Annotated in this window: 17 protein-coding genes and 1 pseudogene; 12 read left to right on the top strand and 6 right to left on the bottom strand. The window is 41.7% G+C overall.

Annotated elements, in window-relative coordinates; translation table 11 throughout:
- The first annotated feature begins 80 nt into the window (after positions 1-80).
- From ppc to dxs, 5 genes are all read left to right on the top strand, one after another.
- Positions 81-3,134 carry a phosphoenolpyruvate carboxylase gene (gene ppc / locus ACEYW6_RS14155; RefSeq protein WP_412980182.1) on the top strand — a complete coding sequence of 1,018 codons (3,054 nt, stop codon included), beginning with the start codon at positions 81-83 and terminating at the stop codon, positions 3,132-3,134.
- A 28-nt stretch (positions 3,135-3,162) separates the two neighbouring features.
- Positions 3,163-3,417 (top strand): hypothetical protein, encoded by a 255-nt coding sequence (locus tag ACEYW6_RS14150; protein ID WP_190895355.1) that lies wholly within the window; start codon positions 3,163-3,165, stop codon positions 3,415-3,417.
- Positions 3,418-3,775: 358 nt separating this feature from the next.
- Positions 3,776-4,081, top strand: a complete 306-nt coding sequence (locus ACEYW6_RS14145) for a DUF4090 family protein (protein ID WP_100898458.1) — start codon at positions 3,776-3,778, stop codon at positions 4,079-4,081.
- 722 nt (positions 4,082-4,803) lie between these two features.
- Positions 4,804-5,250 carry a hypothetical protein gene (locus tag ACEYW6_RS14140; protein WP_412980181.1) on the top strand — a complete coding sequence of 149 codons (447 nt, stop codon included), beginning with the start codon at positions 4,804-4,806 and terminating at the stop codon, positions 5,248-5,250.
- 867 nt (positions 5,251-6,117) lie between these two features.
- Positions 6,118-8,025, top strand: a complete 1,908-nt coding sequence (dxs, locus tag ACEYW6_RS14135) for a 1-deoxy-D-xylulose-5-phosphate synthase (RefSeq protein WP_190895353.1) — start codon at positions 6,118-6,120, stop codon at positions 8,023-8,025.
- 191 nt (positions 8,026-8,216) lie between these two features.
- Here dxs and ACEYW6_RS14130 read toward each other — a convergent pair whose 3' ends face one another.
- The 3 genes from ACEYW6_RS14130 to ACEYW6_RS14120 form a co-directional block, all read right to left on the bottom strand.
- A complete protein-coding gene (locus ACEYW6_RS14130) occupies positions 8,217-9,398 on the bottom strand; it encodes a catalase (protein ID WP_412980180.1) in 1,182 nt (393 codons plus the stop codon).
- Between the two features lie 115 nt (positions 9,399-9,513).
- The gene (locus tag ACEYW6_RS14125; RefSeq protein WP_412980179.1) at positions 9,514-11,142 is read right to left on the bottom strand and encodes a peroxidase family protein; all 1,629 of its coding nucleotides are present in this window, start codon (positions 11,140-11,142) and stop codon (positions 9,514-9,516) included.
- Positions 11,143-11,225: 83 nt separating this feature from the next.
- Positions 11,226-12,233 (bottom strand): DUF2235 domain-containing protein, encoded by a 1,008-nt coding sequence (locus ACEYW6_RS14120; protein ID WP_412980178.1) that lies wholly within the window; start codon positions 12,231-12,233, stop codon positions 11,226-11,228.
- Between the two features lie 662 nt (positions 12,234-12,895).
- On the opposite strand from ACEYW6_RS14120, the pseudogene ACEYW6_RS14115 reads away from it, so the two are divergent.
- The 3 genes and pseudogenes from ACEYW6_RS14115 to mtnA all read left to right on the top strand — a co-directional run.
- Positions 12,896-12,985, top strand: a pseudogene (locus tag ACEYW6_RS14115) (hypothetical protein); the annotation flags it as partial.
- A 235-nt stretch (positions 12,986-13,220) separates the two neighbouring features.
- Positions 13,221-15,230: a cation:proton antiporter gene (locus ACEYW6_RS14110; protein WP_412980177.1), complete on the top strand. Its 2,010-nt coding sequence runs from the start codon at positions 13,221-13,223 to the stop codon at positions 15,228-15,230.
- Positions 15,231-15,341: 111 nt separating this feature from the next.
- Entirely contained in the window at positions 15,342-16,421 is a 1,080-nt protein-coding gene (gene mtnA, locus ACEYW6_RS14105; protein ID WP_412980176.1) for an S-methyl-5-thioribose-1-phosphate isomerase, read from the top strand.
- Positions 16,422-17,062: 641 nt separating this feature from the next.
- On the opposite strand, the gene ACEYW6_RS14100 is transcribed toward mtnA, so the two are convergent.
- Complete coding sequence (locus ACEYW6_RS14100) at positions 17,063-18,484, bottom strand: NADP-dependent isocitrate dehydrogenase (RefSeq protein WP_412980175.1); 1,422 nt, start codon at positions 18,482-18,484, stop codon at positions 17,063-17,065.
- A gap of 276 nt (positions 18,485-18,760) precedes the next feature.
- On the opposite strand from ACEYW6_RS14100, the gene ACEYW6_RS14095 reads away from it, so the two are divergent.
- The 4 genes from ACEYW6_RS14095 to ACEYW6_RS14080 all read left to right on the top strand — a co-directional run bounded on the left by ACEYW6_RS14095 (position 18,761) and on the right by ACEYW6_RS14080 (position 22,198).
- A complete protein-coding gene (locus tag ACEYW6_RS14095) occupies positions 18,761-19,489 on the top strand; it encodes a GUN4 N-terminal ARM-like repeat domain-containing protein (RefSeq protein ID WP_412980174.1) in 729 nt (242 codons plus the stop codon).
- A 25-nt stretch (positions 19,490-19,514) separates the two neighbouring features.
- Positions 19,515-19,685, top strand: a complete 171-nt coding sequence (locus tag ACEYW6_RS14090) for a type II toxin-antitoxin system HicB family antitoxin (protein WP_412980173.1) — start codon at positions 19,515-19,517, stop codon at positions 19,683-19,685.
- A 309-nt stretch (positions 19,686-19,994) separates the two neighbouring features.
- A complete protein-coding gene (locus ACEYW6_RS14085; protein WP_412980172.1) occupies positions 19,995-21,125 on the top strand; it encodes an ABC transporter ATP-binding protein in 1,131 nt (376 codons plus the stop codon).
- Positions 21,126-21,430: 305 nt separating this feature from the next.
- On the top strand, positions 21,431-22,198 hold the full coding sequence (locus tag ACEYW6_RS14080; protein WP_412980171.1) for a superoxide dismutase: 768 nt from the start codon (positions 21,431-21,433) through the stop codon (positions 22,196-22,198).
- A 132-nt stretch (positions 22,199-22,330) separates the two neighbouring features.
- Here ACEYW6_RS14080 and rsmG read toward each other — a convergent pair whose 3' ends face one another.
- Both rsmG and ACEYW6_RS14070 read right to left on the bottom strand, forming a co-directional pair.
- Positions 22,331-23,065 (bottom strand): 16S rRNA (guanine(527)-N(7))-methyltransferase RsmG, encoded by a 735-nt coding sequence (gene rsmG / locus ACEYW6_RS14075; protein WP_412980170.1) that lies wholly within the window; start codon positions 23,063-23,065, stop codon positions 22,331-22,333.
- A gap of 95 nt (positions 23,066-23,160) precedes the next feature.
- The gene (locus ACEYW6_RS14070; protein WP_190897345.1) at positions 23,161-23,835 is read right to left on the bottom strand and encodes an ABC transporter ATP-binding protein; all 675 of its coding nucleotides are present in this window, start codon (positions 23,833-23,835) and stop codon (positions 23,161-23,163) included.
- Between the last annotated feature and the right edge of the window lie 221 nt (positions 23,836-24,056).

Genomic DNA, 24,056 nt, shown 5'->3' with positions numbered 1-24,056 from the left:
TTGCTCAGGAACAACTCGGTGAGCATTCAGTAGAAAACCTAGAAGCGTAAACAGTAATTAGCTTTACAACAATAGAGAATATGGGTTCCCTTTTATACTCTTCGTCTCAAACTGCGGATATATACCCGGTGTCGGAATTATTTTTGCGTCATCGTCTCCAGGTAGTGGAAGAATTGTGGGAGTCAGTTCTCCGGCAAGAATGCGGTCAAAACATGGTAGATTTGTTGCGGCAGTTGCGCGATTTGTGTTCACCAGAAGGACAAGCAACAAATGACCAAGCATCCTCAGCCGTAAAATTGATTGAACAACTAAATATCAACGAAGCAATTCGCGCGGCTCGTGCTTTCGCTCTATATTTTCAGTTGATTAACATCATAGAGCAGGAATACGAACAACGGCAGCAATTGAGTCGCTATGAGGCAGAAACAGAGGCAATAGGCCCAGAAACAGCTTCCAATGTCAATTATTCGTCCAATCAAAGAGAAGATGACGCGCCTGTTAGCAGGGGAATAGCAGCAGACTTGCTGAGAAAGAGTTATCTAGAAAAAGCTCAAGTCAAACCAAAAGGTACTTTCGCTGCCTTATTTCCCTATTTATTCAAACAGAATGTCCCACCCCAGCAAATTCAACGTTTAATTGCACATCTAGATGTGCGTTTAGTTTTCACAGCGCACCCGACAGAAATTGTTCGTCATACCATCCGGGATAAGCAGCGACAGGTGGTACAACTATTGCAAAAACTGGATACCTTAGAAAACCATTTTGGTGCTACAACCGGGGGATATGCTTGGGAAGCAGCAGATGTCCGCGAACAATTGCTCGAAGAAATTCGCCTGTGGTGGCGTACGGATGAACTTCACCAGTTCAAACCCACTGTGCTAGATGAAGTAGATTATGCGCTCCACTACTTCCAAGAAGTTTTATTTGATGGCATTCCTCAACTTTATAAACGTTTCAAACACACCCTGTCCAACACCTTTCCTTGGCTAGAACCACCGAGTAAAAACTTTTGCTCTTTCGGTTCCTGGGTAGGTTCAGACAGGGATGGAAACCCATCAGTCACACCAGAAATCACCTGGCAAACAGCTTGCTATCAGCGCAAAATGGTGCTGGGGAGATATATTCAATCAGTGAAAAATCTGATTGAATTATTGAGTGTGTCGATGCATTGGAGTGATGTCTTACCAGATTTGCTGGAATCTCTAGAATTGGATCAGTCCCAGTTGAGTGAGGTATACGATGCACTGGCGCTGCGTTATCGACAAGAACCATATCGCCTCAAACTGGCTTATGTGCTGAAACGGCTAGAAAATACTCGCGATCGCAATCTAGCTTTGTACAATCGGGAAACGCCAAAAAATCAAGACAGTCCCCTGTATCGTTCGGGAGCCGATTTTTTAGCAGAACTGCGGATGATTCAGCGCAACTTAACAGAAACAGGTTTAAGTTGTCGAGAACTAGAAAATCTGATCTGTCAGGTAGAAATTTTTGGTTTTAACTTGACACAGCTAGATATTCGCCAAGAATCATCCCGCCACGCCGATGCGCTGAATGAAATACTCGAATACCTGCAAATATTACCTCAACCTTACAACGACCTATCTGAGGAGCAAAGAGTCGCTTGGCTCACAGGAGAACTGCAAACCCGTCGGCCATTAATTCCAGCAGAATTGCCATTTTCGGAAAAAACCAACGATGTAATTGAAACCTTTCGCGTCGTGCGATCGCTGCAACAAGAATTTGGTCTTAATATCTGCCAAACTTACATTATCAGCATGTGCCGCGATGTGAGCGACGTGCTAGAAGTCTTGCTGTTAGCCAAAGAAGCCAGACTTTTTGACCCCGCAATTGCTGTCGGAACTATTCAAGTTGTCCCCCTATTTGAAACAGTAGAAGATTTACAACGCTCCAGAAGCGTCATGCGGAAACTGTTTGAACTCCCGTTATATCGCGCTTTGTTAGCCGGTGGCTACGAACAGACAAAAGCAGAGGATACCGATGAAAATTCATCCTCCCCCCTCACCCCTAACTTGCAAGAAGTTATGCTGGGGTATTCTGACAGCAACAAAGACTCTGGTTTTTTAAGCAGCAACTGGGAAATTCATAAAGCCCAAAAATCACTGCAACAAATAGCAGAAAACTATGATTTAAATTTGCGGATTTTCCACGGACGCGGCGGTTCTGTAGGGCGGGGTGGCGGCCCTGCTTACGAAGCGATTTTGGCTCAACCGGGTCATAGTATTAATGGGCGAATCAAGATTACCGAACAAGGAGAAGTTTTAGCTTCCAAATATTCCTTGTTGGACTTGGCTTTGTACCACATGGAAACCATCACCACTGCTGTGATTCAAGCTAGTCTGCTGCGGACAGGGTTTGATGATATTGAACCCTGGAATGAGATTATGGAAGAATTAGCAGCGCGATCGCGTCAACATTATCGTGCTTTAATCTATGAACAACCTGATTTTGTTGACTTCTTCCACCAAGTAACTCCAATTGAAGAAATTAGCCAACTGCAAATCAGTTCCCGTCCAGCCCGCCGTCCATCTGGTAAGAAAGATTTAAGCAGTTTGCGAGCTATTCCTTGGGTATTTAGCTGGACACAAACCCGCTTTTTGCTGCCTTCCTGGTACGGCGTTGGCACAGCTTTACAAGAATTCTTGAACGCAGAACCAGAAGAACACTTGAAATTGCTACGCTACTTTTACGTTAAGTGGCCCTTTTTCAAAATGGTGATTTCTAAGGCCGAAATGACCTTAGCAAAAGTAGATATGCAAATGGCACATCACTACGTCCAGGAATTATCAAAACCAGAAGATCAACTTCGTTTTGCCAAGGTTTTTGACCAAATTGCTAGCGAGTTCTATCTCACGAGAGATTTGGTATTAAAAATCACCGATCACAATCAATTGTTAGATGGTGATCCTGTATTGCAACGATCTGTGCAGTTACGCAATGGCACAATTGTACCCTTGGGATTTATCCAAGTTTCACTACTTAAGCGCCTACGGCAGTCCCTAAATACTAATGCTACTTCTGGAGTCATCCACTCTCGTTACAGCAAAGGCGAGTTATTACGAGGGGCATTATTAACTATTAATGGTATTGCAGCTGGGATGAGAAATACAGGATGATTGAGAATGGGGCATTGGTTTTTGACTAATGACTAAAAACAGAATTTTAATTTGCACTTTTTTGGCACTATCGTCAGGTTTTTTTGGTGCTTACACCAGTGGGCAAATCACCATAATGTTGCATAGCCAAAAGTGTCAAAATCAACCTTGGGGTTTAAAAGAGATGTGCAACGCTTGGATGACACCAGGAGCAATATGGCAAGGTAGCACAACAGGGCTATGGACAGGAACAGTTTTAGGGGCGTTTGTTGGTGGTTTGGTGACGCGACAAGTTCGTGATTAGTCTAGTGTGAGTTCGACGAACTTCTCCCTGCTTGAACTTCAGTTCAAGTCTGTCCCTCTCCGACTCGGAAAGGGACGGTTTTGCGTAGTAAAATCAGGGAGAGGTTTTTTGATTCAGATCATTAGACAGAGTTAATCAAGATAAATTTCTCATACCAATTCAAATAATGTTTGCGACACATCAATTATTCGTAAGGGCACAAACATTGTTGTGCCCCTACCCATCTGTCGCATTCTTTTTTCAAATTGGTATCACCTAAAGAATTGCAAATAATCTTCGGCAGCAAAAAAGCTAGTAGGCAAGTTTGGTATCAGCAAGGCTGGTAAAATCTACCCATAGCGAACAAGAGTAAATCACCATGCCTACCGAAACTAACCCAGGAAACCAAACCACCACAGGTGCTGATGCTATTGATGAAGCGATCGCACAGGGAATTGATTTTGATGGTTCTCCCATTCCACCTGCCAAGCTAGAACTTTATGGTAAAGTTATGGCCCTAGAAGGCAATAGACAGCGCAGTGGCGTATCTAATACGATGCGATCGCGCATTGTGCGAATTGGCGCAAAACATATTCCTCAAGCAGAACTCGACCAATTACTTGTAGATGCTGGTTTCGCACCCTTAAAAGAGAAAGAAATTGCCTTCTTCTATAGTGGCAAATAATTGTTAATGTTTTACAACAGTTTTCATTTTTTGAACCAAATATGTTATGAGGGCACAGCAATGCTGTGCCCTCAATTCTTTACCTCAAACATCCCAAATTGCCATCGGTATTTTGGCTTCTTCAGTAATTTCCTGATCGGATTGAAAAGTGTATCTTCAGTAAGATATTGTCAATTTTCCCTTGTGTTTGAATTGGCACACAGCTATATGTACTTAAGTAATAGCTGAAAGACTTGGAGAACAGATGTCAGGAACTACGTCAAATTCAGAAATGCTATATCGAGTGGCAGTACAGGAGAGAAAGTTTCCGCGATTGGATTAGGTGGTTGGCACATCGGCTTGAAACACGTTGATGAGCAATTGGCGATCCGAATTCTTTTACGCTCAAATACTGTAACGGCGTAACCGCCCGCCCGAAGCGATGGTCTCCGACCGACCGGAGGTCATCGCAAGTTAATTAACTGAAAAGCGATCGCTAACTTTTCTCTAGGTGCGATGTCTAACGACAAGCCGCTACGCGTCTACGCCTATGCCTAAAATCTCTGAACTGTTTAATTCGCTGCTTAATTACCAGCAAAAAAATCTTTATTCAAAATTCAATCTATCAAAATAGTGAATTCATTAAATAACTAATGACGCAAGAACTTCTATCTAGAGATCGATATGGCTTATAAGCTAAATGAAGTAGAAATAGTATACTAAGTCACATGAGATTGTATTCTATGAAATTGAATTATGTTACAAAACAGCTTTCTACGGTAAAACGCTGGATGGCTACAACACTGTTTTGTATGTTAGCGATCGCTTTTGTTTGGCAAGGTGCATTTTTATCGAACACTTCAGCAATGGCTGCTCCTAGTGCAACCTTGATTGCATCGTCAGATGTAGGCGATAAAGTTCAAGAAAAAACCAGTAAAGATGCTGGACGAGCTAAAAATTTCATCGAAGATACAAAAGATAAAGTTAAGGAAGCTGCCAAAAGTAACGCCAGTAAAGTTGATCAAGCAACAGACAATGGTAGTTTTGCTGAACGCAAAGCAAAGAGAGATGCGGCTACAATTCAGAGAAGAGCAGACGAAGATTCGGCTCGGACTAAAGAAGCAGTAGACAACACAAAGAATGTTGTTGAGCGCACTGTTGATAACATCAAGGATGCTTTTGGTAAATAGCAATCCTATTTGATTTCGTTCAAATAGAAAGATTTAGATTCCCGACTTTTCTAATCAGTCGGGAATCTTGTTATTTACAAACAATTTAGGATAGTCTAAATTTATTGCACAGATTAATTTATCCACTCTGTGATATCAATACGGTTCGGATAAGGTTTTTTGATGAAAGTTATAGATCACAAAGACGCGATAAATTGCCGTCTTTACAATAATCAGTCCTTTGTAGAGACGGCGATTTATCGCGTCTCTTCCCTTAACCGAACCGTATTGTCTGTGATATGATCCTTGCAATCATGTTATTTGCTAGTTATGTAAGAAGTAAGACAAAATTTTATAATTAATTTAGAAAGATTATTTTACTAAAAAAATACTGAGTTTAGCTAAAAAAGTTGGGTACTTTTATATACATATTTTTTGCACCCAGATGAACTGGCGATCGCTGAAAAAATTAGCTGCTATTAACTAATAAGAGAAGAAATAATTGCTAAATATTTGCCAGAAAATATGCTGAACATATAGTTAAAATGAGATATTGAGGTTTCTTTCGTAGTAGCTTGAAATGGTAAAAGTAAGTGATCTACTTAAGAAATTTCAGCAAGCTGCTTCGGATAGTTTAATTTTTTTATACGGGCTATTGAGTATTTTTAAGTAACATTACTTATTGACAAATCTGTTGTTGCTTTAGCTGATTAGAACTTAGTTTTGACGAATTGTTAATGGGTAACAAATTTTTCATGATTATCAATTACGAAGTTATACTTTCCGCTACAACTTAGTAACAATGTAAGAGTCTGATTATGTGAACAACCCGACCGTGGGAAAATCAAAATACCGAAAACCTGAAATTAGAGAGGAAAACCCTATAATATGCATCTGAGCGAAATCACCCATCCTAATCAGTTGCACGGTTTATCTGTTCGCCAACTGCAACAGATTGCCCGTCAGATTCGAGATAAGCATCTCCAAACCGTAGCAGTTAATGGTGGACACTTAGGGCCAGGGTTGGGTGTTGTCGAATTAACACTAGGACTTTACCAGACACTGGACTTAGATCGGGATAAAGTTATTTGGGATGTAGGACACCAAGCTTATCCCCACAAACTCCTTACCGGACGTTATGATCGCTTCCACACCCTCAGACAAAAAGACGGAGTTGCAGGTTATCTCAAACTCTGTGAAAACAAGTTTGATCACTTTGGGGCTGGACATGCTTCTACAAGTATTTCAGCAGCATTGGGTATGGCTTTAGCACGAGACTTGAAAGGTGAAAAATTTAAAGCCGTTGCTGTTATTGGAGATGGAGCGCTGACTGGGGGTATGGCTTTAGAAGCCATCAATCATGCCGGACACATGCCGAAAACTAACTTGTTGGTTGTTCTCAACGACAACGACATGTCTATATCTCGCAACGTCGGCGCGATTCCCCGCTATCTGAACAAAATGCGCCTCAGCCAACCGGTGCAATTTATTAAAGATAATCTTGAGGAACAATTTAAGCAAATTCCCTTCGTGGGTGAATCTTTGTCTCCTGAACTCGGACGCATCAAAGAAGGTATGAAACGTTTGGCTGTTCCCAAGGTAGGTGCAGTTTTTGAAGAACTCGGCTTTACCTACATTGGGCCAGTAGATGGGCATAATCTCGAAGAATTGATTGCCACCTTCCAACAGGCACATCAGATAACAGGCCCAGTTTTGGTACATGTAGCAACAGTCAAAGGTAAAGGCTATGAAATTGCCGAATTAGATCAAGTTGGCTACCACGCCCAAAGCCCCTTTAACGTCGCAACTGGCAAAGCTATTCCTTCCAGTAAACCCAAACCCCCGGCTTATGCCAAAGTCTTTTCTCACACTCTAGTGAAACTTGCCGAACAAAACCCGAAAATTGTCGGTATTACTGCGGCTATGGCAACGGGGACAGGCTTAGATAAACTTCAAGCCAAACTGCCCAATCAATATGTTGATGTCGGTATTGCTGAACAACACGCTATCACCCTAGCAGCAGGACTTGCAACTCAGGGTATGCGCCCCGTTGCCGCCATTTATTCTACCTTCCTGCAACGGGCTTATGACCAGATAATTCACGATGTCTGCATCCAAAACCTGCCAGTATTCTTCTGCTTAGATAGAGCAGGAATTGTCGGATCTGATGGCCCCACCCACCAAGGTATGTATGACATTGCCTATCTGCGTTGCATTCCCAACATAGCAATAATGGCACCTAAAGACGAAGCAGAATTGCAACGCATGGTAGTAACTGGCGTTAACCATACCAGTGGCCCGATCGCTATGCGCTATCCTCGTGGCAATGGCTACGGCGTTCCCCTGATGGAGGAAGGTTGGGAACCTTTGGAAATCGGCAAAGGAGAAATTTTGCGTACAGGCGATGACGTGTTAATTGTCGCTTATGGCACAATGGTTTATCCAGGAATGCAAGCTGCTGAAATTCTCAGCGAACACGGCATTGAAGCAACTGTAATCAATGCGCGTTTTGTTAAGCCTTTGGATACCGAGTTGATTTTGCCTTTGGCTAAGAAAATTGGCCGCGTCATCACCTTGGAAGAAGGTTGTATTATGGGTGGCTTTGGTTCTGCGATCGCTGAAGCCTTAATGGATGCAGATATTCTCGTTCCTGTCAAACGATTTGGTGTGCCAGATGTCTTAGTAGATCATGCTGAACCCAATGAATCTAAAACAGAACTAGGTTTAACTAGCCATCAAATAGCAGAGAGAGTCTTGCAAGCTTTCTTTAAGCAGCAAGTATCTGCTGTTGTTTAGTTAATTCTTTGTAGAATGAATCGCCCACACTTGTTACTCAGGTGTGGGCGATCGCATCAAAAGTTAGGAAAACTTTCCTACTTAACTGTTAACCGTCATCAGTCATCAGTCATCAGTCTTTCGTTTTATCCCATCCCCTTTTAGAGGTGGGATGAGCTTAACTATTTATAGTTAATAATTATTGCGAAAAATCAAACAGTTGGTTCCTGGTATTTGACTCCTCGTTTTTGATGACGGTCATTAGCAACGATAGGATAAACAATGTTGCGTAACCGATTGATCGCACCGACAGGACGATGCACTGCTAGACCATTTCCAGGAGAAAAACTGAGATTTTCTCCAAAGTCATCTTCTTTGTCAGAATTAACCTTCTGATGCTTAACTGTTAGGCGACCAACTGTAATGAAGGGTGATTCCTCTTCATTCCAAACAATGGTGCTATCATCAATGGACATTTCTGGGCTAGTTTGAAATTGAATTTGAAAGTCCCAACTATATTCAGCATCAGGCTTTGCTAAAGCTTGAATGATATCCTCTCGGTAGTAGTTGTCCTCTGAACCTGAGGCTTTGGCACGCTGAAGCTCACTTTGTGGTCTGGATTCGAGAGGAAGTTGTTGATGAGGTGGTTGACTGGAAACTGGAGTAAATGCATATTTAATCACAACCGGATATTCCACAGGAATTCGACCTGGTTGGGATGGGTCAAAATCAGATTTGAGTCCCAAAGAATACGCTGAAGCACTCCAATAACGTTCTGTGAGCAAACTCTTGGGAAACCGTTTGAAACTGGTTTGTAAAAGAGTGGATTCGTAGGGATGCAACTTTAGCCATAAAAGTACCAACAGCTTAAAAAGCGGAAACAGCCCTGCTCGATAAACCGCCAAAAAAAAGCTGTAGAAGTCTTTGATGTTTCTAACAAAAAAGAGTTCGGTATTGTGGACAATAATATCTTGGGTTTTTAACTCGTGACTTTGCGGTAGTCGTTCTCCTTCTACCTCCATCACTTTTACGGACATGGAACGCGTATCTCCTTCATAATCATTCTTTACTGAAAACGCACCACTTGCAAATCGTAGCCAAACCGGATATTGTTTCGGTTTGGCAAGTAAACCTTGTTTTAGGGAAATAGCTCTAAATTGAGCTTCAGTTAATGAGGTGCGTTTGCTCAATTCCTGCTTAATTGCTGCTTCATCAAAATCAAAGATTTCTAAAGTTCCTCGAACAGCAGCATGGGTTTTAGCGTGAGTATCTCTCTTTGCAGTTTTTTTCTTCTTACCTCCGTAAAGATTTTCCATATTCTTTTTGACTAGCTCACTCATGAGAGCGCAATATTTGGCTTCGTCTTTTTCTGGATATTCGGTAAATAGCTTCATTTTTGAAAAGATAGGATTAACTAATCAATTGAGTTTATTTTTAGCTGCATCGCTATTCGTAGGGTGCGTTAAAATTTGCTATAACTTACCCTACAAAATACGATATTAAAATCTCTTAAAGGTCAAAAGTAACTTTGTACTTTTTGTCTGATGGAGGAACATTACGATTAACTAAATCAGAGACTGTGTTGGTATTCTGAAGAATTTCCCAGCCCACAGGAGAAAAAGTCTCCTTATTGAAGATATTGGGTGATAGTAAAGGATTAGTTAGTGCTTGAGAAAAAGCATCAATTCCAATTAAGCGTGCTACTAGAGGAGGGATAGTTGAATTTTTTCGTCCATCCTCGGCGTAAAGCCCTACAAAAAACTCAATATTATCAACATGACCATATAATTCTTTGAGTTTCTTTTGAGCAAATTCATCGCCGGTAACTTGTTCAAATGTAGTCACTCTGGGAAAACCACACATTTCACGATAATCGTTGTAGCTTGCTAATTGTAGTTGTCGTCCCAGCCTGATTGAGGGTAATTCAGTTAACTCAACCAATATATCAGGGGTGTTAAATAAACCAATTTTTGTACCTGCTTGAGAACAAGTTTCTTCCATCAATGCCCCTAAACCTTTGTCAATAAACATTTTATTGTTCCAAAGAGATGCAGCAATATGGGTTGGTTTACCGTTATATTTAAAGGTTTCTGGAATCGCACTATGCCAGCGATAAACAAAGTCAAACTCAATTGCCATAAAATTGGGACGATGCCAACTTTCTTTTGTAAAAGCTTCAGGATCAGCAAACAACTTAAAGTGATAAGGAGTTATGTGGTTAATGTACTCCTCCATAATGATTTTCAGAATAATCGCCATGAGAATATTTCTCGATGTTTGGAAGAGGCGTTCATCATCCCAATCTGGATAATTGCTTGCTAATTCATCACAAAGACGATTATGTTCCCGAAGACATAGAGTATTGAGCATCACATAGCCAATTTGTACATTTGCTCGTTCTACTCCCATCGCAAACATATATTGTTTTTTATCTACGGGCTGTCTTTTTTCATCATTAAGTGGTTGATAAAGACCCTCAAATTCAGGCTTAACTTGATCCTGTGCTGCATCAGCATAATAAAATAAGGGGTATTCTTCCTCTACACCATCTTGTCGTTTGAGTTTTTGAGTCTTTAGTTTACCTCCTTGAAAGGTTCTTAAAAGATGTGTTTGTTTTCTGGTTAAACCATAAACATTACACAAATCAATTTCATGGTTGGAAGTATTTTTGAGTTTATTGTAGTGGTCAAGGCGAAGAAAGCTATCTGTAAACCACTGTACCCAATAGGGAAACAGCATGGTTGATTTACTAGAATAAATGGTTTTACCATCTCTTTTACGGAAGAGAATAGCTAGGTCTTCAACTTTGGGTAGATTCCCCTCAGCGTTTAACTTGGGATCGGGTGGTAGATGTCGTCCTGTATAAGTGCGATCGTTGAGTGATTCCCAGGAAGTATAAGTATCAGTTTTCTTAGGAATTTTAGTATCAGGAATATACTCATCTAGAGTCATCATACTATAGGGATTAGGACGAGTGGGAATTTTATAGATGAGACTATTAAGCAAAGTTTTATTAACTTTGCGTGCAACAGATTTGTTACTTTGCAGAAGTTTCCAAATTGGTTTAAAGTTTGTTAAAACTAATGTTTGAAGTTTGTTACCCAACCCGTCTTTGGATGTATCTCTTTTTCCAGCCATAATTATTTTTACCTTCTTTATTTGCAATTCTCTATTCAATGCACCCGAAATTTCTCTGCTTCAATTATCCAAATTTGTCCAGGTTATTTCAGTTTGGAAATAATCTTTTGTAGATTCTTGGGTCGATAGTCCTTGCGACTTTTCAAACGGTAGATTGCGCTTTCATGAAGGTCTTCAATAACATCGCTGACATCACGAAACTTGATTCCTGCCAATTTAAAGAATCCAACATTGTTCTTAAAGTCACATTCATAATTGGGATTAATGCCTGTTGGAATCACACTTGTATCGAAGTCAAGCCCTAATCCTAGTACACCGATAGAATCAATCATCCACTGTAAGGCAGCATCTGATAACCCACTGTGTTCTTCGGTTCCACCGCCAACGCAACCATGTACACCTGGAAACCACTTTTGAATTACTTTCTGGTTTTCAGCCTCAGGATGCTTTTTCATGGGGGTGACATCAAAGATTTCGCGGATTTCATCGATCGCCATCGCGTGCAATGCATTCTGAATACATTTGTTTAAAGTAGTGTCATGGAATCTGTACCGCTTATTTAGCTGTTCGCTCAACTTGCTGAAGGCGGGTATCCCAGGAATACCAAGAGCACCAACGGTATCAAAACAACCTAGTAAGGTGATTGGGACGCGATCGCCATAAGTTTGACGGTATTCCACAGCTTCCTTATCTTTGGGTTTAATACCTCGTTTACGGTAAAGCTCATAAGCATCATGTGCTTTGGTGATATGGGGGCGGTTTAGAAGACCGGAGCAATAGATCATCCCTGCTAGACTTCTAACTGTGTAAGCACCGCGACTGAAGCCGAACATATAGATTTCGTCACCAGGAACATAATTGAGACTTAGAAATCGGTAACCATCTTCTATATTTCTATCGATTCCTAGTCCGGTAGCTCCGCCTAAAACCTTTTGACCCTCGGTTCCAACACCCTCGTCATAAAATACGATCTGTGTAACCCCGTCACTGGCTATCGGTTTCACGGATTGAGCTAACTTAACCACATTGCTTGGGTAAAGACTTGTTAATTGTTGCCAAGTTCCATCACAGCAAATGACAAGACGTTTCATAGTTCTATTTCAAAGCCTTTGAGTAATTCGTTCAACTTTTTATCAAGGTGTGAGTTTGGTATGGAGTTAGAGCAAACGCATTTAATATGTCTATTTTTATAAATGCTTTAGCGAAGCATCCTCTCATCTTTTTTATGAGAATGCAAGGACAGTTAAGACAGTTAAGCAGGAATTCGTTAAATAAATATTAAGTTATTAAGTAAACATCCGCGCTGCGTCTCTCTACGTTGCCTGCAGGAAGCTTACGCGAACGCACAGGGAACGTAGAGAGCGTCTTGTTCGCACTTGGAAAGACTACCAAATCATTATCTTGTGTGGGTCTTAACCCTTTTTTTCACCCATTTATCACATAGAATTCATTGTGAATTTTGACTTTTAACTCCTGAATTCCGTTTTAATAAAAATCTAAAAATATTTAATTAAATCTTGGTTTTTAAAATTAAATTATCAAGATACATTCAAATAAAAATATTGCCTATTCACAAAGGCAGCGGGAAGCCCACTTGCTTTTTGGGATGTCCGCGATAGCCGCCCCGCCGTTGATGACTGTTGACTGTTAACGTTAAATCCCATCCTCTTTTTAAGGGAGATTTAGAGGCATCTAAAAAGTTAGGAGGCTAAACGAGTAGTTTGAAAACACGCCCTAGCGATCGCCACGAATTTTGCAACATTTAGATAAAGTAGCCCAGCTGTTGCGCTCTACTCGTCCAACGGCGGTAAATTTATTTTGGGCAATTAGCCGGATGATGAAAGCCGAGCCATCAAATACGCAGAGGTGGATTGCACACAACCAAGAAGCGGTATAGAGTTAAGTCGCCAGCTTTTTCCAACATTGAGTAGAAATGTTTATGCTGATTGTGCAACATGGCTATATAAAACAATAGTCCATTAAATCTCTAAGTAAAAATCTGAAAGCGCCCACACTGGGCTTCGCCCTGCTAAAGCTAACAGATGGAACCAGATGTTAACGCAACTCTAGGGCAGAGTATGACTAATCTTTTACTAGCTTCCGTATTATCTACACCCATTAAAGACCCAGTACCAGTTTTTCTGATGATTTTGGGGATTATGCTGATTGCACCCCTGCTATTTGAGAGAATCCGACTACCAGGTATTGTGGGATTAATTCTGGCGGGGGTGATAGTCGGCCCGAATGGACTGGGATTATTGGCACGGGATAACACGATTGTGCTTTTAGGCACAGTTGGTTTGCTGTTTCTCATGTTCATGGCAGGACTAGAAACTAGCTTGGATGACCTAAAGTATAACGCTGATAAGGCAGTCATATTTGGACTAGCTACCTTTGGTGTACCGATGGTATTAGGTACTGTAGCTATGATGTCTATCGGCTATGGCGTATTACCTGCCATCCTAGTAGCATCTTGTTTTGCTTCCCATACGCTACTAGCACTACCGATTGTTAGTAAATTGGGAATTATGCGCTCTCAAACATTGACTACCACTCTCGGAGGCACATTAATCACCAATGTTTTGGCACTTTTGGTTTTAGCGGTGGTAGTCAGAGCGCATGAAGGGAGTTTAAGCCTACAGTTTTGGTTATTTCTGATTCCTTCACTGATTATCTACACATTTCTAACGTTATGGGGTGTACCTCGTCTCGGTCGCTGGTTCTTTCAACGGTTTGGACATGATGAAGGGGCAGAGTTTACCTTTGTTCTAGCTACCCTGTTTGTAGTTTCCTATGGGGCAGAATTAATCCAAATTGAGCCAATTATTGGCGCTTTTTTAGCTGGAGTTGCTATTACCCAGCTAATTCCGCAACTTAGCCCTTTGATGAATCGGATTCAATTTATCGGGAATACGTTGTTTGTACCCTTTTTCTTGATTTCTGTGGGAATGTTGGTTAATCCCCTGATTCTGATTCAAGAACCGCGATCGCTCCTAGTATCTGGTGTCATGGTAACTGTTGCCATTATCGCCAAGTTCATTCCTGCATGGGGTTCGGGCAAGTTATTTGGATTCAACTTTGACAATATCATGTTGATGTTTGGGCTATCAGTAGCTCAGGCAGCCTCTACCCTGGCTGCAATCACAGTTGCTTACAAAATCGAGTTGGTCGATCAGTTAACAGTGAATGGCACGATCGCCATGATTTTAGTTACCTGCATTGCTTCTCCTTGGGTAACAGATCGGTGGGGGAAAAAAATCAAGCCAGGAGAGGCTAGTAGTTCAAGTCATCAGCTAGGAAGTCTGGGCGATCGCGTTTTAGTCCCAGTTGCCAACCCCAGCACTGAAGATAACCTGCTCAAGTTGGCAATACTCCTAGCAAAATCAGCGACAGGTACTTTATTACCACTCCACATTTTAATTGAGCAAAATTCCCCCATTCCTCTAGAGGACAAAACCAGACAAAGCCAATTACTATCAACAGCAGAAATGATTGCCCATGCTGCGGTTGCTAATGTTATTCCCATTGGTCGGATTGACGAATCAATTGATAAGGGAATTGCTCGTGTGGCAGAAGAAAAGCAGGCCAGTGTGATTGTCTGCGGCTGGAAAGGTTACTCTACTTATCAGGAAAATCTCTTTGGTGGTGTGATTGACAAGATTGTAAATCGCAGTGCAGTGCCTGTTTTGGTAACTCGATTCCCATTGCCAATTGAGCATACAACACGAGTCTTTTTGGCTTTTACCACCCAACAAACTTATGCTAGTTCTTTTGGAGAGAGTATCCAATTAGCCAAAAGTCTGGCAACGGAACTCAAAGCATCGCTGCAACTTTTACAAGTTGTAACAACACGAGGAGTAGCTATCGATTTGACTAATACCGGATTGCCAGAAGATACACCGATTCAAAAAGTGCGAGGCAATTTTGTGCAGCAAGTTTCTCGTTTACTCAAAACCAACGATCTGCTAGTGTTAAACGGGTCTGTTGAAAAGAAAACTCAACTAGTTTCGCTTTTAGGTCGGATACCAGAAGCGATCGCTCGCAATCATCCTGAAGTTGCTATGATTATTGCCTACTTTCCCAAATAGCCTCAAGATTGGAAATAAGTAGGGGAGCAAAGGTGAGAATGCCCAATCCTCAATAGCCAATACCTTCCTATGACTTTTTAATTTTTAATTTTCAATTCGGAGCGAAGCGACGTGACACCTTCTATAAACCAGGTTTATCCCGTTATTTGGCACAACAACTCAGTGTCACTAATTGATCAAACCCGCTTACCAAACGAATATATATTTGTGGAAATTCACCGCAGTGAAGATATGGCGCGGGCAATTAAAACGATGATTGTGCGAGGTGCGCCAGCAATTGGTGTGGCTGCGGCTTATGGAATGTATCTTGGTGCCAGGGAAATTGAAACAAGCGATCGCCACGAATTTCTGCAAAACTTAGATAAAGTAGCCCAGTTGTTGCGTTCTACTCGTCCCACGGCGGTAAATTTATTTTGGGCAATTAGCCGGATGATTAAAGCCGCCTACGAAACACTAGGAACGGTAGAAGACATCAAGCAAACCCTTTTCCAAACAGCCCAAGCGATTAATCTTGAAGATTTACAAACCTGTCAAGCGATCGGTGATCATGGTTTGGCTGTTTTACCGTCTACCCCAGCAAAACTGACGCTGCTTACTCACTGTAACGCTGGGGCGCTAGCTACTGCTGGTTATGGTACAGCTTTGGGTGTTGTGCGTTCCGCTTGGAGGGAAGGACGTTTAGAACGTTTATTTGCCGACGAAACCCGTCCTCGCTTACAAGGCGCAAAACTCACCACTTGGGAATGTGTGCAAGAAGGGATTCCAGTGACATTAATTACTGATAATATGGCAGCCCATTGCATGAAACAGGGTTTGATTCATGCTGTAGTTGTGGGTGCTGACCGAATTGCTGCTAATGGTGACACTGCTAATAAAATTGGTACGTATAGTGTTGCGATCGCAGCTAAAGCACATAATATCCCCTTCTTTGTAGCTGCGCCCCTTTCCACCGTTGATTTTGAATTAGCCGATGGCAGCCAGATTCCCATTGAAGAACGCGAACCAACAGAAATCTATCAAGTTGGCGATACTATTCTCACACCTGAAGGTGTCGATTTTTACAACCCAGCTTTTGATGTGACTCCGGCTGAGTTGATTACAGCCATCATTACAGAGAATGGAGCGATCGCACCTGATAAATTAGCGAAATCACAGTTAAAGCAATTACCGATTGGATTAAATCCGAATTAATGAAGAACTTGCGCCGAGTTATCGAGAACTCTACCAATCGCTTTAAAGGCGAATAACGGAAACTTGATAGGAAATTGCCCCAAAAAAATCTCCGACTTTTTAGAAAAGCCGGAGACTTTGTTTTTTGACTATTTTAAAATCTGACGGATCAAAATTTATCAGCAATTTTTTCAATAATTTTATCTAAACTTCATATTTTCACTAAATTCAATAAGTAAAATCCGCAATTACTTTCTCAAAAGAAGCTTTGACTTACTCAAACCCCAGTTTGCTTTCTCATTTTGGTGTTTTCCGCAAGTAAAAGAAGCTTTTGCTTTCTCAAACTCCAGTTTGCTTTCTCATTTTGGTGTTTTCCGCAAGTAAAAGAAGCTTTTGCTTTCTCAAAAGAAGCTTTGACTTACTCAAACCTCAGTTTGCTTTCTGATTTTGGTGTTTTTTGCAAAGAAAATGCCAAAGTTAAATTACCCCCCTTAATCCACCTTGTAAAGGGGGGAAACAAGAAATCCAGTTCCTTCCCCTTTACAAGCAACTCGGACTAAATCGCCAAGAAGTGGAAACAAGAAATCCAGTTCCCTCCCCAATACATACGGGGAGGGTTAGGGTGGGGTAATTCGACTTGTAACTAATTAACCCTAATAGAATTAACCAAAATGCTGAATAATTGCGTCGGCAAATTCAGAACATTTTAAGGGTTCAACAGGCGGTTCTAACAACCGGGCTAAATCGTAGGTGACTTGACTACTCGCGATCGCATCGCTTAAACCTTTCTTAATTAGGTCTGCGGCTTCTTGCCAACCCATAAATTCCAGCATCATCACACCAGACAAAATCACTGAACCAGGATTAATCCGATCTAAGCCGGCGTGTTTGGGTGCAGTGCCGTGGGTAGCTTCAAATATGGCACTAGAATCACCAATATTTGCCCCTGGGCCCATTCCCAATCCCCCAACAATGGCGGCGGCGGCATCAGACAAGTAATCGCCGTTCAAGTTCATCGTCGCCAAAATCGAATACTCATCCGGTCTGGTTTGGATTTGTTGAAAAATACTGTCAGCAATCCGGTCATTTACCAAAACTTTCTCTTTCCATTTGCCCTCGCCGTGGGTTGCCCAAATTGAGTTAAGAACAGTTTCAACTTCCTTGACAATTTGCGCTTTTTTCTCTTCGGTGAGACTATCAAACCCAGGATCAATCTCGCGGGCGTTTTCTTCCAAGGAAATATTCGGATTTTTTTCCTTGTTACTCAAAATCCAAGATTCTCGTTCGGTGACAGTTTCTTGGCGAAATTCACTGGTTGCTAATTCATAACCCCAATCACGGAAAGCGCCTTCGGTGTACTTCATGATGTTGCCCTTATGCACCAAAGTCACTTGTTGCTTGTTTTTGGGCAATAGCAAAGCGTGTTTGATGGCACGTCTGACTAGGCGCTGAGAGCCAGTTTTGCTGATGGGTTTGATGCCAATACCAGAATCAAGAGGAATGCGTTTTTTCCCATGTTCTGGGGTAGCGGGGATAAGTTCTTCATTGAGAATTTTAATTAAGCGATCGCCGATTTCGCTACCTTGTCGCCACTCAATGCCTAAATAAATATCTTCTGTATTCTCCCGATAAACAATTACATCCAGCTTTTCAGGATTTTTGTGGGGTGAGGGCGTACCCGCATAGTAACGGCAAGGACGCACACAGGCATACAAGTCAAAAATTTGCCGTAATGCCACATTTAAAGAACGAATTCCTCCCCCAACAGGAGTAGTCAAAGGCCCTTTAATAGCTACACCATATTCTTCAATTGCTGTTAGAGTATCTTGAGGTAAATACTGGTAAGTTCCGTATAAATCGCAAGCTTCGTCACCAGCGTAAACCTTAAACCAGCTAATTTGACGCTGACCCTTATATGCTTTGGCTACCGCAGCATCGAGAACTTTTTGGGTAGCAGGCCAGATGTCTATACCTGTACCATCGCCACGAATAAAGGGGATAATTGGATTGTCCGGTACGATTGGTTCACCATTTTTGAAGGTGATTTTTGCTCCGGCTGCGGGGGGGGTAATCTTTTCGTACATCGTTCACACACTCCTAATCGATACGCTGCTATTCAAAAAATCTTTATGTGGCAGGCTTGTATATTTTGCTATGTCTTTTGTTCACCAAGCCAGAAGGCACAGATTTTCCCCCTATTCCCCTTGTACATTATTTGGGGATTAAGTGTGGGATTTCAGTGAAGCGATCGCAATTTTGTACGATCAAAAATAGTAAACTACTTTTCGCTATCAGTGTTTCACTTTAGAAAATGCCCGATAGCTTACTGCTCTTTCACTGACCGTTAACACAAGAATGGCATGACAGACCCAATGATTTTATCAGGCCCTGCAAATGACATCGACTCCCTCCGACAACCGTTAATCGCTGGGTCTGAAAAAGTCCAACAACAGATAATCCCACAGTTAGCTGAGTTGGGTAATGAGGGATTAGACGTGTTGATGGAATTTTTACTGAAACGACGTGAAAACCCAGCGACTTGGATTGATGGCAAAGCTTACCAAGTCCTTTACAGTTCTGATGCACCTCAAGCCAAAGAATTTTTGCGCTCCTGTTTTCCTGAAGGAATTGTACCTCTAAAATCAGAGTGCGGGATTAACTACAATTCTTTGCAACAGCTACTTGCTGTTCAAGACTTCCAAGCAGCCGATCGCGTCACCATCGAAAAAATGTGTGAACTGTCAGGGCCAACGGCTGTACAACGAAAATGGTTGTACTTTACTGAGGTAGAAAATACCTCGGCTGTTGACTTGCAAACCATTAACAACCTCTGGTTAGTCCACTCTGAAGGTAAATTTGGCTTTTCAGTGCAGCGAGAAATTTGGTTAAGTTTGGGTAAAAATTGGGAGAATTTCTGGCCGAAAATTGGCTGGAAAGAAGGTAATAACTGGACGCGATACCCTAACGGGTTTACTTGGGATTTAAATGCACCAAGAGGTCACTTACCCCTCTCTAATCAACTCCGGGGAGTACGAGTCTTTGCTTCTTTACTCTCTCACCCAGCTTGGTCAAAGAATCCAGAAAAATGATTTTGAGCCTACGGACAAACAGATTATGATCAATTCCACCAACCGAGAATTCTACGTCATCATTGAACGGGATGAAGATGGCTACTATGTTGGGGAAGTCCCTCAGCTAAAAGCCTGTTACAGTCAAGGAGAAACAATTGATGAGTTGATGGCTAATATCAAAGAAGTAATTGAACTTTGTATAGAGGATGTGTGAGAAGTCAAAAATATCATGCTGTCGTCTGCGATCGGAGTATAACTTAAAAAGTCTAAAAGTCAGAAAATTCGGCCCTGAACGAAAAAGCTTTGGGAAAACAACAATTCGTTTAGAACCTGATGTTGCAGAGGTTTTTCCCAATGCTGATGCCGTCAATGAGGCTCTAAGATTTCTGATTAGAGTTGTGCAGAACGACCAAGTTTCTGCACTTATAAAGCGGCCTCACAGTTCCTCGGAGGGAGCGGATTAAATCTCCTAATGCTTAGTTGGAGTGCCGCAGATCCCAAACTGAAAATACCAAATTTGATAATGGCAAACGTTCGTCTAGAAGATATTAAGCGTAGATTCAATAATGTCACTGCGATTGAGGACATTACCTTTGAAATTCCTGATGGCGAATTTTGGGTTTTAGTTGGGCCATCGGGTTGTGGTAAATCTACAATTTTGCGAACGATCGCAGGTTTAGAAACCGCTACATCTGGCAAACTCTATATTGGCGATCGCTTGGTGAATAATATCCCAGCCAGACAACGGGATGTGGCGATGGTGTTCCAAAACTACGCTCTCTATCCTCACATGAGCGTGGCGGAAAACATCGCCTTTGGCTTACAAATGCGAAAGGTTGACTCGAAAATCATTCAAGAACGAGTGATGAATGTGGCGCGATCGCTTTCTCTAGATCACCTGCTAGATCGTAAACCCAAACAACTTTCTGGGGGACAGCAACAACGGGTAGCATTAGGGAGAGCGATCGCTCGTGAACCACAAGTATTTTTACTTGATGAACCTTTATCTAATTTAGATGCCCAACTGCGCGATGATACCAGGGCAGAATTGAAACAGCTACATCAAGAATTAGGAATTACAACAATTTACGTTACCCACGATCAAGTTGAAGCGATGACTTTGGCTGATAAAATTGTTGTGCTAAATCGCGGGCGGATTCAACAAATTGGCGATCCCCAAACTATTTATGCAAGTCCTGCTAATCAGATGGTGGCAACTTTTTTAGGCAGTCCGCCAATGAATATTTTGCCTGCAATCTATGAAAATAACGGTTTCGATGTGAGTGGACAGTTATTAACAATCCCAGCAGTTGTGAAAGAAAAATTACATTTGCGTCACGGACACAGCTTTGATTTGGGGATTCGTCCAGAGCATATCAAAATCAACACTGACTCAGAACGGGCTGAACGCCTCGCTACCGCTAACAGTACTCAAAACTCAGGACTGTTGTTGGTTGAAGTTAAACTAGTGGAACCTTTGGGAAGGGAAACTTTGATTCGTGCTGGTTTACCTGGTTCGGCGGTAGTTTTGAATATTCAGGTGGGCGGGGATGTGCGTCCGCGTCCAGGCGATCGCCTTTCTCTACAACTCGATTTAAATAAATTGTTTGTGTTTGATCCCAAAACTGGGGATAGAATTTTACCTCATGAGTGACTCTGGCTTTAAGAAGATGTTTAAAAAGTATTGCATGAAACATCAAAAGCCTCAGATATAACCCCTTTACCTACAAGAGAATCCGGGTTTAAAAGATTATCAAAAGCACGAGACAGCAATAGAAGTGAGGTTTTGAGTATACTTATTGACTTTTAAAATAACTTTTAAGGTGGGTCTTTACTTTTATTTTATAAATACTTTCTTAAACTGCCAAAAATAATTGCCAATTCCCAATTTTTTGTAGCCAGAATCTAAGAAAATAAAAACTGCAATAGAGACTTAAGGGATTCGCTGCAAAAACTTATATGACTATTAATCGACGCAATTTCTTGTTTTTAGTAACAGTAGGTGCGGGTGCTTTTACATTACATGCTTGTGCATCGGTAGAGAAATCTCCTCAGGGAAACACTGCAACTCCCGATACAACACCAAATACAACACCAAATACAATAGGAGCTATCCAACTACCACCTTTAACTTACGCCTACGAAGCACTGGAACCACACATCGATGCCAAAACGATGCAGTTTCATCATGATAAACACCATGCAACTTATGTGAAAAACCTGAATGCGGCGTTAGAAAAACACCCAGAACTGAAAGGCAAAAGTATTGAAGAACTGTTACAGAGGCTTGACAACGTACCACAAGATATCCGTAGAACAGTACGCAATAATGGCGGTGGTCATGTCAACCACTCAATGTTCTGGGAAATTATGAAGCCGAAAGGTGGGGGAGAACCAACAGGAAATATAGCCTCCGCGATTAATCAAAATTTTGGCTCTTTTGCAGCTTTCAAAAAACAGTTTAACGAAGCTGGTGCTGGTCGTTTTGGTAGTGGTTGGGTTTGGCTAGTGCGTAACAAAGGTGGCAAGTTGGAAGTGACAACTACAGCTAACCAAGATAATCCCTTAAGTGCAGGTAAATATCCTATTTTGGGTAATGACGTATGGGAACATGCATATTATCTCAATTACCAGAATCGCCGCGCCGATTATTTAGATGCTTGGTGGAACGTGGTTAATTGGGATGAGATTAACAAGCGGTTTGCAGCAGCTAGTAAATTAGCTTAAAGATTGGGACAAGGAGATATAGAAAAAATAAAAAGTTAATCTTCCGCTCCTGTCAAAGTAATTCGTAATTACAATGAGTGGACACTTGTACCCTTTATAATTACGAATTACGAATTACGAATTACGAATTAATTAAAGGGGTTTTTGAGTAGGTACACCAACAGCACGGGGAAACTGAACTGGTGTTGTAGCTACCTTACGCAAATAGATACAGTGGCGAATGCTGTGACTCAGGGGCGTTGTAAATTGTTCAATTGATTCAATCACACCGCCCAACAACTTCACCGCATTCTGCAAAGCTGTTGTTTCATCCTCTGTCCAATTACCGCGATAAATTATGGCTAAACCTCCCTGTTTCAGCAATGGTAGGGAATATTCTGCACAAACAGAGGCTGCCCCTACAGCACGGATCAATGCAATATCGTAAGCTAGTCGATGCTGGGGGTGCTGACCGATTTCTTCTGCTCTACCAACAAGAGTTTTGGCATTGTTCAGGGCAAGTTCAGTTAAGATATTGTCGAGAAAAGTGATTTTTTTCCGAGTTGAATCGAGAAGAGTAATTGTGCAATTAGGTACAGTAATTGTGACTGGAATACCCGGAAAACCCGCACCTGTACCAATATCGATCAGAGTAGGAGAAGCAGGGGATAAATTACCTGATAACAGGGGTGCAATTCCTCGTAGAGAATCCCAGAGATGTTTTTCCCAAAACTCTTGAGGGTCAGTGATCCGAGTTAAATTTAGTTGGCGATTACCTTCTAGGATTAACTCATAAAGCCTTTGAAATTGTGCTTGCTGTTGGAAAGTTGGCTGCCAATTGAGGGTTTGCTGCCAGATTTCTGCCATCTCAGGCAATAAGTTTGTCATTAGTTATTAGTCATTAGTCATTAGTCATTATTCATGAGGCATTGGGCATAATTATTCTCCTTTTCCCCTTGTCCTCTTGTGCCCCTGTTCTTTTCTTACACTGATGGTAGAGGTTCTTTGACTTTGGATTCTAGTGTCTTTGGGTCTACTGATTGTAGTTCACCGTGGTTGAGTGTCCAGCAACGGTCTGCGATCGCTAACATATCCCCAGCATCATGTGTCACTACCAACAGCGTCCAATCTTGTTTCAGTTTCGCTAATAAATTTACCAGTTGCCGACGCATTGACCAATCTAATCCAGCTGTGGGTTCATCCAACAACAGTAAATTTGGCTGGCGAATCAATTGCACTGCTAAAGCTAAACGTCGTTGCTGACCACCACTCAAAGCATGAGGGGCAGCAGAAAGCGATAAATGCTCTAATCCCACCTCTGTCAGAGACTGTCTAACTCGTTCTGACCCTAACTCAGGATGTCCTAAACGCAATTCTTCTAAAATTGAACCACCACAAAAGTGCCGTTCTGGAAATTGAAATACCAACCCAGCTAACTGTTGTAACTGTTCGGCTATAAGTTCTTGTTCCCGCCAGAAGAGGGCGCCGCTAGTAGGTTCGGCTAGTCCCGACAAAATTTCTAGTAAGGTACTTTTTCCCGAACCACTTGGGCCAATAATCAGACCTAGCTGCTGGGGTGCTAATTCCAAGTTGATCGATTTGAGAATCGCTGTTGGGCAAGCTGTGGGATGATAAATTAGATTTCGGAGATAGAGCATTTGTTAAGATTACCAAAAAGTCAGCAAATTACTGATTAGCTACACTGAGAGCATCTGGAAAATTCAAAGAAAGGATTAACACCTTAATTTAGCAGCAAGAATCATCCACATTTTTCTCCATTGTGGCAGACTCACCCTTAAAACTTTGGCTATAACCAGCCTGGGAACATGGAAAAATTACCAAAGTCAACCTTTATATAGAAAATTTTGGTTGAAGCATA

The sequence above is a fragment of the Nostoc sp. UIC 10607 genome (assembly GCF_047228265.1).
Lineage (GTDB): Bacteria > Cyanobacteriota > Cyanobacteriia > Cyanobacteriales > Nostocaceae > Nostoc > Nostoc foliaceum_A.
This window is presented reverse-complemented; position numbering and strand designations above follow the sequence as displayed.